At 60.7% G+C, this 17177-nt stretch carries 17 protein-coding genes, 1 pseudogene and 1 riboswitch; of the genes and pseudogenes, 10 read left to right on the forward strand and 8 right to left on the reverse strand.

Annotated elements, in window-relative coordinates; translation table 11 throughout:
- Positions 1-318 precede the first annotated feature (318 nt).
- Positions 319-552 carry a hypothetical protein gene (locus tag GIW48_RS01220; RefSeq protein WP_017138218.1) on the reverse strand — a complete coding sequence of 78 codons (234 nt, stop codon included), beginning with the start codon at positions 550-552 and terminating at the stop codon, positions 319-321.
- Positions 553-734: 182 nt separating this feature from the next.
- On the opposite strand from GIW48_RS01220, the gene GIW48_RS01225 reads away from it, so the two are divergent.
- A complete protein-coding gene (locus GIW48_RS01225; RefSeq protein ID WP_017138217.1) occupies positions 735-1319 on the forward strand; it encodes a YajG family lipoprotein in 585 nt (194 codons plus the stop codon).
- Positions 1320-1391: 72 nt separating this feature from the next.
- Here GIW48_RS01225 and GIW48_RS01230 read toward each other — a convergent pair whose 3' ends face one another.
- A complete protein-coding gene (locus GIW48_RS01230; RefSeq protein ID WP_056859008.1) occupies positions 1392-1601 on the reverse strand; it encodes a hypothetical protein in 210 nt (69 codons plus the stop codon).
- A 183-nt stretch (positions 1602-1784) separates the two neighbouring features.
- Between GIW48_RS01230 and GIW48_RS01235 the strand changes: the two genes are divergently transcribed.
- Positions 1785-2042 (forward strand): hypothetical protein, encoded by a 258-nt coding sequence (locus GIW48_RS01235; RefSeq protein ID WP_017138215.1) that lies wholly within the window; start codon positions 1785-1787, stop codon positions 2040-2042.
- Between the two features lie 120 nt (positions 2043-2162).
- Here the strand turns inward: GIW48_RS01235 and GIW48_RS01240 are convergent, their stop codons facing one another.
- Positions 2163-3326, reverse strand: a complete 1164-nt coding sequence (locus GIW48_RS01240; protein ID WP_026013785.1) for a 1-acyl-sn-glycerol-3-phosphate acyltransferase — start codon at positions 3324-3326, stop codon at positions 2163-2165.
- Positions 3327-3457: 131 nt separating this feature from the next.
- Here GIW48_RS01240 and GIW48_RS01245 point away from each other — a divergent pair, with 131 nt between their 5' ends.
- The 3 genes from GIW48_RS01245 to GIW48_RS01255 are packed head-to-tail and all read left to right on the forward strand — an operon-like array spanning position 3458 to position 4568.
- Complete coding sequence (locus tag GIW48_RS01245) at positions 3458-3637, forward strand: CPXCG motif-containing cysteine-rich protein (protein WP_017138213.1); 180 nt, start codon at positions 3458-3460, stop codon at positions 3635-3637.
- 12 nt (positions 3638-3649) lie between these two features.
- Positions 3650-3910, forward strand: a complete 261-nt coding sequence (locus tag GIW48_RS01250; RefSeq protein ID WP_017138212.1) for a putative signal transducing protein — start codon at positions 3650-3652, stop codon at positions 3908-3910.
- 37 nt (positions 3911-3947) lie between these two features.
- Positions 3948-4568 (forward strand): SOS response-associated peptidase, encoded by a 621-nt coding sequence (locus tag GIW48_RS01255; protein WP_056859005.1) that lies wholly within the window; start codon positions 3948-3950, stop codon positions 4566-4568.
- 114 nt (positions 4569-4682) lie between these two features.
- On the opposite strand, the gene GIW48_RS29815 is transcribed toward GIW48_RS01255, so the two are convergent.
- Together GIW48_RS29815 and GIW48_RS29820 are read right to left on the reverse strand one after the other, a co-directional pair.
- Positions 4683-5525: a methyl-accepting chemotaxis protein gene (locus GIW48_RS29815; RefSeq protein ID WP_371262124.1), complete on the reverse strand. Its 843-nt coding sequence runs from the start codon at positions 5523-5525 to the stop codon at positions 4683-4685.
- Between the two features lie 15 nt (positions 5526-5540).
- Positions 5541-7007: pseudogene (locus GIW48_RS29820) on the reverse strand (HAMP domain-containing protein); the annotation flags it as partial.
- A gap of 40 nt (positions 7008-7047) precedes the next feature.
- Between GIW48_RS29820 and GIW48_RS01265 the strand changes: the two are divergent.
- Positions 7048-7866, forward strand: coding sequence for a M48 family metallopeptidase (locus tag GIW48_RS01265; RefSeq protein ID WP_236460313.1), 819 nt, complete (start codon positions 7048-7050; stop codon positions 7864-7866).
- 117 nt (positions 7867-7983) lie between these two features.
- On the opposite strand, the gene GIW48_RS01270 is transcribed toward GIW48_RS01265, so the two are convergent.
- The 3 genes from GIW48_RS01270 to GIW48_RS01280 all read right to left on the reverse strand — a co-directional run bounded on the left by GIW48_RS01270 (position 7984) and on the right by GIW48_RS01280 (position 10820).
- A complete protein-coding gene (locus GIW48_RS01270) occupies positions 7984-8568 on the reverse strand; it encodes a TMEM165/GDT1 family protein (RefSeq protein WP_101266603.1) in 585 nt (194 codons plus the stop codon).
- A gap of 88 nt (positions 8569-8656) precedes the next feature.
- Positions 8657-8778, reverse strand: a riboswitch (yybP-ykoY riboswitch).
- A 50-nt stretch (positions 8779-8828) separates the two neighbouring features.
- A complete protein-coding gene (locus GIW48_RS01275; protein ID WP_017138209.1) occupies positions 8829-9827 on the reverse strand; it encodes a class I SAM-dependent methyltransferase in 999 nt (332 codons plus the stop codon).
- A 30-nt stretch (positions 9828-9857) separates the two neighbouring features.
- The gene (locus tag GIW48_RS01280; RefSeq protein ID WP_138449571.1) at positions 9858-10820 is read right to left on the reverse strand and encodes a 2-hydroxyacid dehydrogenase; all 963 of its coding nucleotides are present in this window, start codon (positions 10818-10820) and stop codon (positions 9858-9860) included.
- 87 nt (positions 10821-10907) lie between these two features.
- Here GIW48_RS01280 and GIW48_RS01285 point away from each other — a divergent pair, with 87 nt between their 5' ends.
- The 4 genes from GIW48_RS01285 to GIW48_RS01300 all read left to right on the forward strand — a co-directional run bounded on the left by GIW48_RS01285 (position 10908) and on the right by GIW48_RS01300 (position 17082).
- Positions 10908-11540, forward strand: a complete 633-nt coding sequence (locus GIW48_RS01285; protein ID WP_056859000.1) for a LysE family translocator — start codon at positions 10908-10910, stop codon at positions 11538-11540.
- A gap of 258 nt (positions 11541-11798) precedes the next feature.
- Entirely contained in the window at positions 11799-13481 is a 1683-nt protein-coding gene (locus tag GIW48_RS01290) for a fatty acid--CoA ligase (protein WP_017138206.1), read from the forward strand.
- A 333-nt stretch (positions 13482-13814) separates the two neighbouring features.
- On the forward strand, positions 13815-15674 hold the full coding sequence (locus GIW48_RS01295) for a DUF1302 domain-containing protein (RefSeq protein WP_017138205.1): 1860 nt from the start codon (positions 13815-13817) through the stop codon (positions 15672-15674).
- 43 nt (positions 15675-15717) lie between these two features.
- Positions 15718-17082 (forward strand): DUF1329 domain-containing protein, encoded by a 1365-nt coding sequence (locus GIW48_RS01300; RefSeq protein ID WP_200430823.1) that lies wholly within the window; start codon positions 15718-15720, stop codon positions 17080-17082.
- Positions 17083-17177 lie beyond the last annotated feature (95 nt).

Raw genomic sequence — 17177 nt, forward strand, 5'->3', positions numbered from 1 at the left:
AAAAAAGGGCTGCCCCAGCCTGGCACCTGGCCCGTAAACCCCTGCCGACACGCGGCAAGACGGGCAAACAACTCAAGTGGCCGAGCGCAATGGCAGCTCTGGCAGATTCGGTAAAGAGGGGTGGTTTGCAAAGAAAACAGCAAGCGCGCCAGCTTCACTCGATCTGTGTGGGCGGCTCTCTGTGGGCGATTGGGGGGTTAATACCGAGGCATTAACGATGCTGCGAGGCCCGATCAGGAGACGTCCTTATAATCGGGGGGAGATTGTAGCGAAGAACGCCAGGGAAATGGGCGTGTTTTGTGACTTTTATTAGGGCGTTCAGGAAGCCAGTGCGTGCCGCGAGTGCGTGTGGGCAACCCGTGGGCTGATTCGGGCGTTCATTGGCAGTGGGCGGTGCATCCAGCCCAGATGTGTCTCCGTGACTTCCACCCAGCCCTCGCCCACGGGTGGCAGGCTGCACTGCTTGAACGCCACGCAATGGCCATTGGCATCGAGCCGTGCGTAGTGGCGATGGCGGGGGTGGGACATGAACAATGATTTAAGAAGGCGCATGGCTTTGTACCTGTTACGTTACATGCTTGAAGGTTGCCAGTGTGCCATGACAGTGGAGTGACGAAATTATGCGAAATTGTAATTTCAGCCCGCCTTCAGCTGCCGTTCAGGATGGCTGGTGAGTGGCCCACATGCGCCGTTATACTGGCGGCCTGTTTGCACCTAGTCCTGGAGAAATGAGTATGTTGCAACGCCTGTTGTTCGGTTTGATCACTGTGACCAGTTTGACCCTGGTTGGCTGCGCCAACAGCCCGCAACAACTCAGCCCGCAACCTAAAGTCACGGCGCAACTGGCGCCTGTCGGCCACGGCCAGCCGGTATCGGTGCGCGTGGTAGATGGTCGTCCTTCGCCAACCCTGGGTTCCCGTGGTGGTCTGTACCCTGAGACCGCGCTGATTTCTGTACAAGGCCAGGACGTGCTGCCCAAGCTGCAAGCCCAGGCTGAAGCCGCCGTGCGCCTGCTGGGCTTCACCCCGGCCAACTCGCCGGGCGCGCCGCAGTTGACCATCACCCTGGCTGAGCTGAAGTACCAGTCGCCCAAAGAAGGCCTGTATGTGACGGAAGCCTCCATCGGCGCGACCTTCAAGTCCGACGTCAGTGCCGGCACACGCCGCTACAGTGGCCGCTACGGCGCGTCCCTGAACCAGCGCTTCGGTATGTCGCCGAACCAGGAAACCAACACCAAGCTGGTCAGCGACGTGTTGAGTGATGCCCTGACGCGCTTGTTCAAAGACCCGAGCATCGGTTCGCTTCTCAACGCGCAGTAACCGTCAGGCGGGCGCGCAACGCCCCCATCGCCGGGCTCAGCAATGAGCCCGGTTTTTTTATGCCTGTAGCCTTCATGCAGCCGTTTCGACATAAAAGTCCAGCACACTCACGCCAGTGAGCAGGTCCAGCTCCGGCAGGTCGGCATGCTGGTGCCCGCCGAGCGCGCAATACACCAGCCAGTGGCGGTCCTGGACGTTGAATGCGAGGCCGCCGACCAGCGCTTCCTGTTCATCGTTCTGGGCCATCAGGTACAGCCGATCCTGGTTTTGTGCGTGCAGCATGACAAGCTCCCAAGCGTTCGAAGGGCAACAGAGTGGCTTGTTAAGGTGACGTTCAGGTGACGCTGTAAATTACTGGATACATTAACCGTACATGGGGGACGGAACGTTTCAGCGGCAGGAGGCCAATATCATTCAGGTTTGTATCTGAATTGATACCAAGACACTCGTCTACCGAGGTTTGCGATGGCGCTGCCCGCACTGCTGATCAATGCTGTGGCTTTATTGGTGGCCTGCCCGGGTGCAGCGCTGCTGTTCATTACCCGCCTGCGCGAGCAGCGAGCGCTGGCCGACCTGACCGCCCAAAGCGAAGACCGCGCGATCGACCAACCGATGTTGTTTCTGGATGTGCGTACCGAACGGTCGCATCGCCTGGCTTACCGCGTCGGGTTTGCCTGCCTCGGCCTGGCGCTGGCCGTGTCCTGGCTCAGCACCCACCTCTAAAACCACCGAAAGACCAATGTGGGAGCTGGCTTGCCCGCGATAGCAGTGTGCCAGTCGATAGATTCGGTTCTGACACGCCGCCATCGCGGGCAAGCCCGCTCCCACATTTTGGTTTGGTATTTACAGAGGAATCCCGGCCTTGACCCGGTATTGATTCCTCACCGGCGTCGCATACTGCGTCACCAAGTACGGCCGGTGTTCCACCGGGCATTCATTCAAGCGCCGTTCCCACTCCGCTTTGGCCTTGGCCAGCTCATCGGCCGGGAACACCTCGGCTGCCGCCGGCACCTGCAATTGCGGGTCGGCGTCGCTCCACTGCGCATACGCCAGGTAATGCACCGGGAACAGGCGATAACCGCCGAGAATCTGGCGGTCCATTTCTACGGCCAACAGTTTGGTGTCTTCAAAGCGTTCGGTGATCGGCGGTGCGAAGTTCACGTGCACGCGGCCCTTGTAGCCGGTAATGCCCAGCGCAATGCTCACATCGTCTTCACCTGGCGCCTTGCTGTAGGTGCCGGTGGTGGCGCGGATGTAAAGCTCGCGGGCCTTGGCGCTGTCGCATGGGTCGTATTCATAGCTGATCGACACCGGCGTCAGGTTCAGCGACTGGATCACCTCTGCAAACGGCTCGTCCTTGCGGCTGACGTGGAACATCTTGAGGATCGCCGACTCGGTGCGATCATCCCCGTCCTTGGCCCGCCCTTCGGCCTGGGCGATCCAGATCGACTGGCAGTCGTTGCGGATCGAATGGTTGATATAGGCCGACAGCAGGTTATACGCCGCCATCTTCTCCTTTCGCCCGGTGATCGAGCGGTGCACGATAAAGCTCTTGTTCAGGCGCATCAGGTCGCTGACAAACGGCTTTTGCAGCAGGTTGTCGCCGATGGCGATGCGTGGCGTCGGCAGGCCGGCGTGGTACACGGCATAGTTGACGAAGGCCGGGTCCATCACGATATCGCGGTGGTTGGCCAGAAACAGATAGGCGGTGCCGGACTTGAGCTGCTCGACGCCGGTATAAGTCACGCCGTCGGTCGCCCGATCTATGGTGTGATCGACGTAGTACTCGACTTTGTCCTGCAGCGTGGCCACGGTGGTGACGCCGGCAAATTCACGGCGCAGTTTGCGGGCGATCATCGGCTTGAGCAGCCAGCCCAGGGCGCCGGCAAAGCGCGGGAAGCGAAAGTGAGTCAGGATGTCCAGAAAGGCCTTGTCACTGAACAGGCGCGCCAGCACGGCCGGGACTTCGCTGTCGTTGTAAGGTCGGATGGTATCGAATTCGCCCATCATGCTCTCTTGTTAGAAACGGCTAGGGTAAGTAAAGGAAATATCAGGGTGCGGCCGCAATATTGGCTCTGCCGTGAATAGCCCTGTAAATAGACCGGCGATTATACGCACAAGTCACCTGGGAGACCGCGATGGAAGAGGAGTCGTACGAATGTCCTTATTGTGGAGAGGTGGTCACGGCGTTGCTGGACCTGTCGGGAGGCGATCAGCAATATATAGAGGATTGCCCGGTGTGCTGCCGGCCCATTACTTTCGAGCTACAGGTGCATGATGACGAATGGATGCTGAACGTGCGCAGCGAAAACGAGTAACAGGTACACCCCATGCAGCGAATCTACGAACCGGAAAACCTGATGGAGGGCGAGCTGCTGCAACAGATGCTTGCCAGTGAAGGCATCGAGGCGCACCTGGTGGGGCGCCATTTGCTCGGTGGGACCGGCGAGTTGCCGATCTTCGGCCTGTTGGGCCTGGAAGTCGACAACGACCAGGCCGCCTACGCCCGCGAATTGATTACGGCCTATAACGGCGCGCAACCCATGCCCGGCGATGAACCCGACAGCTTCCCCGACGTGTTGGTCTGTTAGGCTGTCGGTCGGTTTACCCCAAGAGTCGTGTTGCCCCATGTGTGGACGTTATGCCCTGTTTCGCTGGAACCCTTCCTTTGCTGCCTTGCCGGGCTTCCCGGCCGACCAGCAGGCCCAGTGGAACATCTCCCCGAATGATTCGGTGCTGATCCAGCGCCTGAGCGAAGGCCAGCGCACCCTGGCCCGTGCGCGCTGGGGCCTCACGCCACCGTGGCTCACCGACCTTTCGCGCACGCCGGCCCACGCGCGCGCCGAAACCCTGGCCGAACAACCGATGTTTCGCGAAGCCTTGCGCCAGCGCCGTTGCCTGCTGCCAGCCAACGGTTTTTACGAATGGCGCGGCACCCAGCGTAAACGCCCGTATTGGCTGACGCCGGGTGAAGGCTCGACACTGTTTTTTGCGGCGATCTGGGAGGCTTATCCGGTGCAGGAGCAGGTGTGGCTGAGTACGGCGGTGGTGACTCAGGCCGCGCAGAGTCAGCGGCGGCCGTTGATTCTGGATGCGGCAGGGCAAGAGGCATGGCTGAATCCTGAGACGCCGCTGCACGTGTTGCAGGGCTTGTTGGCCAGCGAGCCTGCGGCGTTGCGCGAGCGGGTGTTGGCCAATATGGTCAATGATCCGAAGTTGAATGGGCCGGAGTGTCTGACCCCAGGTTGAGGTTGGCTTTGCTGGCCTCATCGCAGGCAAGCCAGCTCCCACATGTTGAATGTATTCACAAATCAAAATGTGGGAGCTGGCTTGTCGGGTCGCCGCATCGCTGCGATAGCGGCCTCAGACCTTGAACTGATTGATCAACCGCCGCTGCTGCTCCGCCAACTTGGTCAAATCCGCACTCGCTGCGCTGGACTCATCCGCACCACCCGCCACCTCATTGGCCACCTGGCCGATATTGATCACATTGCGATTGATGTCCTCGGCCACGGCGCTCTGCTCTTCGGCCGCGCTGGCGATTTGCGTGTTCATGTCGTTGATCACCGACACCGCCTGGGTAATGGTCTCCAGCGCTTCGGCCGCCTTCGCCGCGTGCTGCACGCTTTCGTCGGTACGGTTCTGGCTGTCTTCCATCACCCGCACCACATCGCGCGTGCCTTGTTGCAGCTGTTGGATCATGGTCTGGATTTCTTCGGTGGCTTTTTGGGTTTTCTGCGCCAGGTTGCGCACCTCATCGGCCACCACCGCAAAGCCACGCCCTTGCTCACCGGCGCGGGCCGCTTCGATGGCGGCGTTGAGCGCCAGCAGGTTGGTCTGCTCGGCAATCCCGCGAATCGCCGTGAGGATCGCGTTGATATTTTCGCTGTCCTTGGCCAGGGTTTGCACCACACCGACCGCCTTGCCGATTTCTTCAGCCAGCGCGCCGATGGAAGTGGACGTGTCGCGCACAATACGCATGCCTTGGCTTGCGGCCTGGTCGGCATGGCTGGCGGCTTGCGCGGCCTGGGTGGCGTTGCGTGCCACGTCTTGCGCAGTGGCGGTCATTTCGTGCACAGCGGTGGCCACCTGGTCGATCTCGACCATCTGTTTATGCACGCCCTGGTTGGTGCGAATCGCGATGTCGGCGGTGTGTTCCGACGAGTCGCTGACCTTCTGCACCGAACTCACGACCTGAGTGATCATGCCCTGCAACTTGATCAGGAAGGTATTAAAGCCGTTGGCAATCGCGCCCAGCTCATCGGCGCGATCACTGGTGAGGCGGCGGGTAAGGTCGCCTTCGCCCTGGGCGATATCGTTGAGCATGGCCACCATTTGCTTGAGCGGGCGGGCGATGCCATGGCCCACCAGCCAGATCACCAGCAAACCGATACCGGCGATCAACAGGCCGACCATGGCCATACCGAAGGTGTCGGTCTTGCGCTGGGCTTGCAGGTCGCTTTGCAGCTTCTGCGAGTCGGCCATTACCGCACTCAGCGGCAGTTGCAGCATCAAGGTCCAGCGCGCTTCGGCCTGGCCGATGTTGAAGGGCAGGAACAGCTCGATATGCCCGTGCTCCTTGTCGATGTCGTAGCGCACTTCGCCGACTTTCAACTGGCCGAGGTTGGCCAGTTCGTTGCTGTCGAGCAGGTCGCTGGCTTTTTCGCCAAGCTTGCTGGCGTCCTTGGTATAGGCCACCAGGCGACCGTTGCTGGAGATCAGCGCCAGTTCGCCGGCGCCGTTGTACAGGTTCTGGTCGGCGCGGGTGAGCATGTCCTGGATGAAGTTCACCGACAGGTCGGCGCCGACGATGCCCTGGAACGTGCCGTCGACCATGATCGGTTCGATAAACGAGGCGAGCATCACCATCGCATTCCCGACTTTATAAGGCGCCGGGTCAATGGCGCAGGGCTTCTTGCTCTCTTTGGAGCACAGGTAGTACTCACTGGCGCGCACGCCGGTGGACAGGATCTTCTGATCGTTGACGTCAGCGAGCTTATCCAGGCCCAGGCTGCCATCGGCGTTGCGGTACCACCACGGCAGGAAACGGCCGTCGGTGCCCATGCCGACAATCGCGGTGTTCACGTAGGCAGCGTCGTTATGGTCGATGGCATTGGGCTCCCAGCCGATGTAGGCGCCGAGGATTTTCGGGTTGCGCACCACGGTTTCATGCAGCAGGTTGATCAATTGCTCGCGGCCGACCTGCAGCGCGGGTTCGCCCTTGGCGTCTTTCATCGCCAGCAGGGCATTGGCGGTGGCCAGGCCTTTGGCGGTCACCAGTGGTGCCTCCAGTTCGCGCTGAATCAGCGTGGCCTGGGTTTGCGCCAAAGCGGTGAGGCGCTGCTCGATGATCTGCTCAAATTGCGCCTGGGTGCGCTCCTGCACCAGCTCCTGGGTGCGGGCACCGGCAAACACTGCATAGAGCACCAGCACTGCGACCACACTCAGCACGATGGCCCCGGTCAATGCGGCGACAGAAAACTGAATCGACTTGAATTTCATGGAGGCTCCAGGCGCAGGGCAGGTGGGCTGCCTTTTTGTATCGGCCATGGGCACTGGAGGCTTAAGGCTTGGCGGGCGAAATAGTGCGAGATGTCGCAAACGGGCAGTTCGCCGCCGCTGTGGGTGTGTGGGATGTATCTGAAAGTTAGTGGTTACACGTCGTGTGTATCTGGCGCAGATACACATGACCGCCTAGGATACGCGCCAGGATTTCAGGGAGAGCGTCATGAAAAAGTCATTGGTGGTAAGTGTACTCAGTGCAGCGATGCTGCTGGCAGGTTGCCAGTCGGTTAACACCACCAGCGGCGGTGCCGTTGGCGTGGAGCGCAAGCAGTACATGTTCAGCATGCTGTCGAGCCAGGAAGTCGACCAGATGTATGCCCAGTCCTACCAGCAGACGCTGGGCGAGGCGAGCGGCAAGGGCATGCTCGACAAGACCAGTGCCAACGCCAAGCGCGTGCAGGCCATCGCCAACCGCCTGATCGCCCAGGCGCCGACTTTCCGCCCGGATGCGGCGCAGTGGAAGTGGGAAGTGAACCTGATCAAAAGCGATGAGATGAACGCCAACTGCGGGCCTGGCGGCAAGATCTTCGTGTACAGCGGGTTGATCGACAAGCTCAAGCTCACCGACGACGAGCTGGCCGCCGTGATGGGCCATGAAATCGCCCACGCCTTGCGTGAACACGGGCGTGAGGCCATGTCCAAGGCCTATGGCATCCAGATGGCCAAGCAGGGCGCTGGTGCGTTGTTCGGCCTGGGCCAGGACAGCCTGGCGTTGGCCGATACCGTGGCCAACTACGGTATGACCTTGCCTAACAGCCGTGCCAATGAAAACGAAGCCGACCTGATCGGCCTCGAGCTTTCGGCCCGCGCCGGCTACAACCCGAATGCCGCGATCACCTTGTGGAACAAGATGGCCAAGGCGTCGGAAGGCGCGCCACCGGAGTTCATGAGCACTCACCCGGCCTCCGACAGCCGAATCGCCTCGTTGCAGGCGGCGATTCCGAAGGTGATGCCGCTGTACCAGCAGGCCAAAAAGTCCTGAGTTAACGCGGTCCAGTGTGGGAGCCGGGCTTGCCCGCGATGCAGGCGACTCGGTTTGTAAGGTGTACCGAGGTGATGCCATCGCAGGCAAGCCAGCTCCCACAGGTTTACATCGAGTTTAGATCCAGCCGCTGCTTTGCATGGCCTTGTACACCGCCACCACCGCCAGGATGAAAAACGCCGTAGCCGCCAGTCGACGAATCAAAGTCAGCGGCAGTTTTTCCGCCGCAAAATTCCCCGCCAATACCACCGGCACGTTGGCAATCAGCATGCCCAGCGTGGTGCCGATAATCACCAGCCACAACTCCGGGTACTGCGCCGCCAGCATCACCGTGGCGATTTGGGTCTTGTCACCGATTTCGGCGAGGAAGAACGCAATCAGCGTGGTCAGGAACGGCCCGAACTTGCGCGTGGTGCTGGCTTCGTCATCGTCGAGTTTGTCCGGCACCAAAGTCCACAGCGCGGTGGCACAGAAGCTCGCTGCGAGGATCCAGTGCAACACCGCATCCGAGAAGAAACTGCCGAACCAGGCCCCCACGGCACCGGCGGCCGCATGGTTGGCCAGGGTCGCGGCGACAATGCCGGCGATGATCGGCCAGGGTTTGCGAAAGCGTGCGGCAAGGATGAGCGCGAGCAGTTGCGTCTTGTCGCCGATTTCGGCCAAGGCAACGATTGCGGTAGGAACGAGTAATGAATCCAGCATCAGGTAGGTTTCCAGGGGCGGGCCGACACGGCTATGACACGTACAGCCTTCCCGCCCCGGGTAAGGTGTGCGTGTCATAGGTCTTGTCAAACCCCGGTCCGTCTGTGCGGACTCCTGGGTCGCATACGCCATGGTCTGTTGACCAAGTATGTTGACGTATGCCGGACGAGCGTGGGGCTCGTGGGAGACTACTCCCCTAGGACGGAGCGGATTCTGCCTAGGCAAAACCCATTCGGCAAGCGTTCTTTTTCAAATCGCCCTCAGCCGCGTTTGGCACGGTAAATGCGAAAACCATTGCCCTCGGCCTTGATCGCACACACGCCCAAGTGCTCTTCGATCAGCGGTTGATACTTGAGGAAACTGTTGGCGACCAAGCGAAGTTCGCCACCTTTTGCCAGGTGTTTCGCCGCTTTTCGCAGCAGGTTTTCCGTAGCGAAATAATCCGTATGTACACCGACATGGAACGGCGGGTTGCTTAAAATCGCGTTCAAACCCATCGGCGCGGCGTCGATACCGTCACCGGTCAACACCTCGGCTTCCAGACCGTTGGCCGCCAGAGTCAGGCGGCTGCTGGCGGCGGCGAAGGCGTCCACATCGAGCATCGTCACGCTGTTATGCGGGTAACGGCGCTTGACCGCAGCCCCGAGCACGCCGGCGCCGCAACCAAAGTCGAGCAGATGCCCGCTCGGTAGCTTATCCAGGTGCTCCAGCAGCAGCTCGGTGCCGCGATCCAGGCGACCATGGCTGAACACGCCGGGCAGGCTCACCACCTTCAGCGGCCCTTCGGCCAGCGGCACCTCGAAGACTTGCGCCAGGCTTTCCAGCTCGACCGCTTGCGGGGCGTTGGCCACGGTGACTTGCCACAGCTGGCAATGCCGCGCGTTGTCGAGCTTGCGCGGCTTGCCGTACGGAATCATCTGCTTGGCGGCACTTTCGATGCCGCCCTTTTTCTCCCCGACCAAAAACAGCTCGGCGCCGGGCAAGCGTGCGGCCACGGCGTTGAGCAGGTAGTCGGTGAGGTCTTTGGATTTTGGAAGGAAAATCACTGCCGCATCAAACCCGCGTTCGGGCACGTTCACGCCGAACTGGCTGCGCTCGGGAAAGCGCGCATCCAGTGCGGCCTGATCGCCGGCATGCCAGCTCCAGCCGTGGGCATTGGGCAGTCGGCCGAGCAAGTCGTCAGCGGGCAAACCTACCAGCAGCAGGTTGCCTTGAAAAAGTTCGGCCTGACGAAGCAGTACTTCACTGCGCGGATCCATAGTCTGCTCCTTGAAAAGGGGCGCAGTTTATCAACTGACGACGCGCAGCGGGGCACCGCTGAAAAAGCCTCGGGCGTTTTCGGCCAGTTGGCCGACGATACGCTGGCGCGCTTCGCGACTGCCCCAGGCGTTGTGCGGGGTGACGATCAAGCGGGGAATGTCGCCGGCCAGCAACGGGTTGCCATTCACGGGTGGTTCCACGCTCAGCACGTCGGTGGCCGCGCCGCCCAAATGGCCGCTGCGCAAGGCATCTGCCAGCGCCTGTTCGTTGATCAAACCACCACGCGCGGTGTTGACGATAAACGCGCCCGGCTTGAGCAGTGCCAGTTCACGGGTGCCGATAAAGTCGCGAGTGTGTTCATTGAGCGGGCAGTGCAAGGTCAGCGCGTCGACCTGTGCGAGCAACTCATCCAGCGGCACGCGGTCGGCGCGGGCAGGGCGCCCGGGAATGGCGCCGAGCACCACGCGCATGCCAAAAGCTTCGGCCAGGCGTGCCACCGCGCCGCCCAGTTCACCATGGCCGAGCAGGCCGAGGGTTTTGCCTTCCAGCTCGACAATCGGGTAGTCCAGCAGGCAGAACTGCTTGGCCTGTTGCCATTTGCCTGCCGTTACATCCTGTTGATAGTCCTTCAGACGCGTCGCCAGGTTGAGCAGCAGCATGATCGTGTGTTGCGCCACCGATGGCGTGCCGTAGCCGTGGCAATTACTCACGGTAATGCCGTGTGCGCGGGCGGCGTCGAGGTCGATGTTGTTGGTGCCGGTGGCCGACACCAGGATCAGCTTGAGCTCAGGGCAGGCCGCCAGGGTTTGCGCGTTGAGGGGGATCTTGTTACTGATCACCACCTGGGCGCCTTGCACGCGTTCAAGCACATTCTGTGGCGTGGTGTCGGTGAACAGCTGCAAATCACTGAAGCTGTTGCGCAGCTCGCTGAGGTCGAGGTCGCCCAGGTCCAGGGACGGGTGATCAAGGAAGACGGCGCGGCGATTGTTCATTCTCAACTGTACCTTTTGCGACGAGGTTCGAAGGCGTAATCTGCCGAGCCTATCAGATGAAATAATCAGTTACTTAATGGAGTGAGCATGTACGTCGCCGAGTTTTTGACCGTAGCCCTGATTCACTTGTTGGCAGTGGCCAGCCCCGGCCCGGATTTCGCCGTGGTGGTGCGTGAAAGTGTTACCCATGGCCGTCGCGCCGGCACCTGGACTGCGCTGGGCGTGGGCTCGGCGATTTTCCTGCACGTGGGGTACTCGCTGCTGGGCATCGGCTTGATCGTGTCGCAGTCCATTGTGCTGTTCAACGCGCTGAAGTGGGCCGCCGCTGCGTACCTGCTGTACATCGGCTTCAAGGCTTTGCGCGCGCAGCCGGCCAAGCCGCCCGCCGAGGGCGAGTTGCACCGTGAAGTCGGCGAGCGCACCCCACGCGGGGCGTTTACCGCAGGGTTCGTCACCAATGGCTTGAACCCGAAGGCCACGCTGTTCTTCCTGTCGCTGTTCACGGTGGTGATCAATCCGCACACGCCACTGGCGATCCAGGCTGGTTACGGTGTGTACCTGGCAGTGGCGACGGCGTTGTGGTTCTGCCTGGTGGCCATGCTGTTCAGCCAGCAGCGCGTGCGCGCCGGGTTTGCGCGGATGGGGCATTGGTTTGATCGGACCATGGGCGCGGTGCTGATTGCCATTGGTGTGAAGTTGGCGTTTACCAGCATGAAATAAAGCCACACGGGTAACACACGGCCACTGTGGGAGCCGGGCTTGCCCGCGATGCAGGCGCCTCGGTGTATCAGTTGCACCGAGGCGACGCTATCGCAGGCAAGCCAGCTCCCACAGGGAATCGCTATAAGGCTCCAGTAGTGGCGCAAAGCTAGCATTCATTGGCCGCTGCAAATCATTCCTTTGGCTGATTTGGCTGAAACATTAGCGCTCTACAGTGCAGGTCTTAGCCAAGACCGTGCAGTCAGATAAGGGATTCGTATGTTGCAGACCCGTGTTATCCCGCCCGCCGAAGGCGCTTACCAATACCCGTTGTTGATCAAACGCCTGTTGATGTCCGGGGCGCGTTACGAGAAGACCCGGGAAATCATCTACCGCGACAAGCTGCGTTACACCTACCCAACCCTGATCGAGCGGGTCGCGCGCCTGGCCAATGTGCTGACCCAAGCCGGGGTCAAGGCCGGTGACACCGTGGCAGTGATGGACTGGGACAGCCACCGTTACCTGGAGTGCATGTTCGCCATCCCGATGATCGGCGCGGTGATCCACACCATCAACGTGCGCCTGTCGCCGGAACAGATTCTCTACACCATGAATCACGCCGAGGACCGCTTTGTGCTGGTCAACAGCGAGTTCGTGGGGCTCTACCAGGCGATTGCCGGGCACCTGACCACCGTCGACAAGACCTTGCTGCTCACCGACGCTGACGCCAAGACTGCCGAGTTGCCGAACCTGGTCGGCGAGTACGAAACCCTGCTGGCGGCCGCCAGCCCCAAGTACGACTTCCAGGACTTCGACGAAAACTCCGTCGCCACCACCTTCTACACCACCGGCACCACCGGCAACCCCAAGGGTGTGTACTTCACCCATCGCCAGTTGGTGCTGCACACCATGGGAGTGGCCACCATCATGGGCAGTGTCGACAGCGTGCGCCTGCTGGGCACCAACGACGTGTACATGCCGATCACACCGATGTTCCACGTCCACGCCTGGGGCTTGCCGTATGTGGCAACCATGCTCGGTTTGAAGCAGGTCTACCCCGGCCGTTACGACCCGGAATACCTGGTGGAGCTGTGGCGCAAAGAAAAGGTCACCTTCTCCCACTGTGTGCCGACCATCCTGCAAATGGTGCTCAACGCCAAGGCCGCCCAAAACGTGGATTTTGGCGGCTGGAAAATCGTCATCGGCGGCAGCGCGCTCAACCGCACGTTGTATGAAGCGTCCAAGGCGCGGGGCATTCAGCTGACGGCCGCGTATGGCATGTCCGAAACCGGGCCGCTGGTGTCCTGCGCCCATCTCAACGAAGAGTTGATGGCCGGCACCGAAGACGAGCGCACCACCTACCGCATCAAGGCCGGCGTGCCCGGGCCGTTGGTGGAAGCGGCAATTATCGACGGCGACGGCAACTTTTTGCCCGCCGACGGCGAGTCCCAGGGTGAACTGGTGCTGCGTGCGCCGTGGCTCAGTGAAGGTTATTTCAATGAGCCGCAAAAGGGCGCCGAACTGTGGGAAGGCGGATGGATGCACACCGGTGACGTGGCCACCCTGGACGCGTTTGGCGTGATCGATATTCGCGACCGCATCAAGGACGTGATCAAGACCGGCGGCGAGTGGATTTCGTCATTGGCCCTCGAAGATCTGGTCAGCCGTCACCCGGCGGTACGCGAAGTAGCGGTGGTGGGCATCGCCGACCCGCAATGGGGCGAGCGCCCGTTTGCGTTGCTGGTGGTGCGTGATGGCCATGTGATAGGTGCCCGAGAGCTTAAGGAGCACCTCAAGCCGTTCGTGGAGTTGGGGCACTTGAGCAAGTGGGCGATTCCAAGCCAGATCGCCGTTGTTACTGAAATTCCCAAGACCAGTGTCGGCAAACTCGACAAAAAACGTATCCGCGTTGACATCATCGAGTGGCAGGCCAACAACAGTACGTTCCTGTCCACGCTCTGACCCCCTTCGCCGCGCCCGTTCGGGCGCGGCAATGCTCTAACTCGCGGCTTCACTTGTGATTTCAGAATTTTCAGCCATCCTTCCCGCGCCGGCCTTCGTCGGCGTGGCGAAAGGGTTGTGGCAGACAGGTTGGTGATGCAAATCACACTTTAGAGGGATCAAGCGCTACCCCCTGCTGGCTATAGTCCCACTCAGAGTTTTTCACGGATGTTGCGCTGCGGGCCATGGGGGCCCGGTTGCCGTTCGGCATTGGGATCGTTGTATTCCGGCCGTTACATGCATCCAGAAGAAAGAACTCACTGCCATAACAATAATGCACATGGAGTAGCGTCGATGACCTCAGTAAACCAGTTCTGGCGCCGGGCAAGACTGCCCCTGGCCGTCAGTCTCGCTTCTACGCTCGCCGGGCCCGCATTCGGCGTCAGTTTCAACATCGGTGAAATCGAAGGCAGCTTCGACTCATCCCTGTCGGTGGGGGCGAGCTGGTCGACTGCCGGTCGCAATAAAGACCTGATCGGTGCCAACAACGGTGGCAGGGGGTTGTCGCAGACCTCCGATGACGGCCACTTGAACTTCGACAAGGGTGACTCCTTCTCGAAGATCTTCAAGGGTATCCATGACCTTGAGTTGAAATATGGCGACACCGGCATCTTTGTGCGTGGCAAGTACTGGTATGACTTCGCGCTGCAAAACGAAGACCTGGACTTCAAGAACGTCAGCAACAACAACCGCAAAGAGGGCGCCAAGTCTTCCGGTGGGCAGATCCTCGATGCCTTCATCTACCACAACTACACCATCGCCGATCAGCCGGGTAACGTGCGGTTTGGCAAGCAGGTAGTGAGCTGGGGTGAAAGCACCTTCATTGGTGGCGGTATCAACTCCATCAACCCGATCGACGTGTCCGCGTTCCGTCGTCCGGGCGCCGAGATCAAGGAAGGGTTGATTCCGGTCAACATGTTCTACGTCTCGCAGACGCTGACCGATAACCTCTCGGCCGAAGCGTTTTATCAGCTGGAGTGGGACCAGACCGTCACCGACAACTGCGGCACATTCTTCTCCCAGCCGGACGTCATCTCGGATGGTTGCAGCAATAACCTGCGGGTGCTGAACAAGCGCTCCACCATCCCTGGCGCGGCCTTGCCCACCCTTAACGCCCTGGGCGTGGACGTGAACAACGAAGGTGTGCTGGTACGTCGCGGCGGTGACCGTGATGCACGCGACAGCGGCCAGTTCGGCGTGGCCATGCACTACAACTTCGAGCCGCTGGACACGGAGTTCGGTGCGTACTTCATGAACTATCACAGCCGTGCGCCGATCTTCAGCGCCACCGGCGCGCCAAACTCGGCCTACACCCGTCCGCTGGGGCCGCTGGCGGCTTTGCGTCCGTTGATCGTGGCAGGCAGCTCCCAGTACTTTGTTGAGTACCCGGAAGATATCCGCCTCTACGGCTTGAGCTTCTCCACCACGCTGCCTACCGGCACCGCCTGGAGTGGTGAATTGAGCTACCGGCCAAACGCGCCGGTGCAACTGAGCACCACCGATATCCTGTACGCGGGCGTCACGCCGATTCCGGGCTTTGGCAATGCATCGGTGCTCAAGGGCACACCGGGCCAGGACCTGCACGGCTACAACCGTAAGGAAGTGACCCAGTTCCAGACCACCTTCACGCACTTCTTCGACCAGGTCATGGGCGCTTCTCGCCTGACAACCGTGGGCGAAATCGGCGTGACCCATGTGGGCGGCCTGGAGAGCAAAAACCAGGCACGTTATGGCCGTGATCCGGTCTTCGGCCCTGGCACGCTACCCGGCGGCTTCTGCAATGCGCTTAACAATTCGACAGCCAACGGCGCAGGCCTGCCCAATGCGTCCGGCCTGAACACCAATTGCAACAACGACGGCTACACCACCGCCACGTCCTGGGGTTATCGCGCCCGGGCCATTTGGGAATACCCGGATGTGTTTGCCGGTGTGAACCTCAAGCCCAACGTCGCCTGGTCCCATGACGTCAAAGGTTATTCGCCTGGCCCTGGCGGCAACTTTGAAGAAGGTCGCAAGGCCGTCAGCCTGGGTGTGGATGCCGAGTACCAGAACACCTACACCGTCAGCCTCAACTACACCAACTTCTTTGGTGGCAAGTTCACCACCGTGGATGACCGTGACTTCATCGCGCTGAGCGCCGGCGTGAACTTCTAAGCACAACCTCTTTAAGCAGTCTGTTTTCAGGAAGAACCAGAACATGAAAATAACTAAAAGTCTGTTGCACGTGGGTGTGCTTGGGCTGTCGATCCTGGCGAGCAACGTCATGGCGGCAGTCTCGGCGGATGAAGCCGCCAAGTTGGGCACGACCCTGACGCCGATGGGCGCTGAAATGGCCGGTAACGCGGCCGGCACCATTCCTAAATGGTCGCCGCTGCCTACCAACGCCGGCGCCGTGGATGCCCGTGGCTTCCTGGCCAACCCGTATGCCAGCGAACAGCCGCAGTTCACTATCACCGCGCAGAACGTCGAGCAGTACAAAGACAAGCTGGCGCCGGGGCAGTACGCGATGTTCAAGCGCTACCCGGACACCTTCAAGATGCCGGTCTACCCGACCCATCGCGGCGCTACCGTGCCGGCCGAGGTGTTTGCCTCGATCAAGAAGAACGCCACCAGCACCAACCTGGTGTCTGGCGGCAACGGCCTGGAAAACTTCGAAACCGCGGTTCCGTTCCCGATTCCGAAAAGCGGCGTGGAAGTTATCTGGAACCACATCACCCGCTATCGCGGTGGCAGCGTGACCCGCCTGGTAACCCAGGCCACGCCGCAAACCAACGGCTCGTTCAGCCTGGTGTACTTCCGCGATCAGTTCGTGTTCCGCGACAAGATGAAGGACTACGACCCGAAAAACCCCGGCAACGTGCTGTTCTACTTCAAGCAGCAAGTGACTGCACCGGCGCGTCTGGCCGGTGGTGTACTGCTGGTGCACGAAACCCTGGACCAGGTGAAAGAGCCGCGTTCGGCGTGGGTCTACAACGCCGGCCAGCGCCGTGTGCGCCGGGCGCCGCAAGTGTCCTATGACGGGCCAGGTACCGCCGCCGATGGCCTGCGTACCTCCGACAACCTCGACATGTACAACGGTGCCCCGGATCGCTACGACTGGAAGCTCGAAGGCAAGAAAGAAATCTACATTGCCTCCAACAGCTACAAGATCGACGATCCGAAGCTCAAGTACGCCGACATCATCAAGGCCGGCCACATCAACCAGGACCTGGCTCGCTACGAGCTGCGCCGCGTCTGGCATGTGGTTGCGACCCTGAAGGAAGGCCAGCGCCACATCTATGCCAAGCGTGATTTCTTCATCGACGAAGACACCTGGCAAGCGGCGGTCATCGACCACTATGACGGTCGTGGCCAACTGTGGCGCGTCGCCGAAGCCCATGCCGAGAACTACTACGACAAGCAAGTGCCGTGGTACGCCATCGAAACCCTCTACGACCTGCAGTCCGGCCGCTACCTGGCCCTGGGCATGAAGAACGAAGAGAAGCAGGCCTATGACTTCGGTTTCACCGCTTCCACCGCAGACTTCTCCCCGGCGGCCTTGCGCCAGGATGGGGTTCGCTAAGTTGTTTTAACTGAGGCCGCACCCTCAGCGTGAAGCCCCGACTGGTTCGGGGCTTTTTTATGCGGGGATATTTTTTGTCGCAGTTCTTTTTCAGG

Source organism: Pseudomonas sp. PA-6-3C, from assembly GCF_021605825.1.
Taxonomy (GTDB): Bacteria; Pseudomonadota; Gammaproteobacteria; order Pseudomonadales; family Pseudomonadaceae; genus Aquipseudomonas; species Aquipseudomonas edaphica.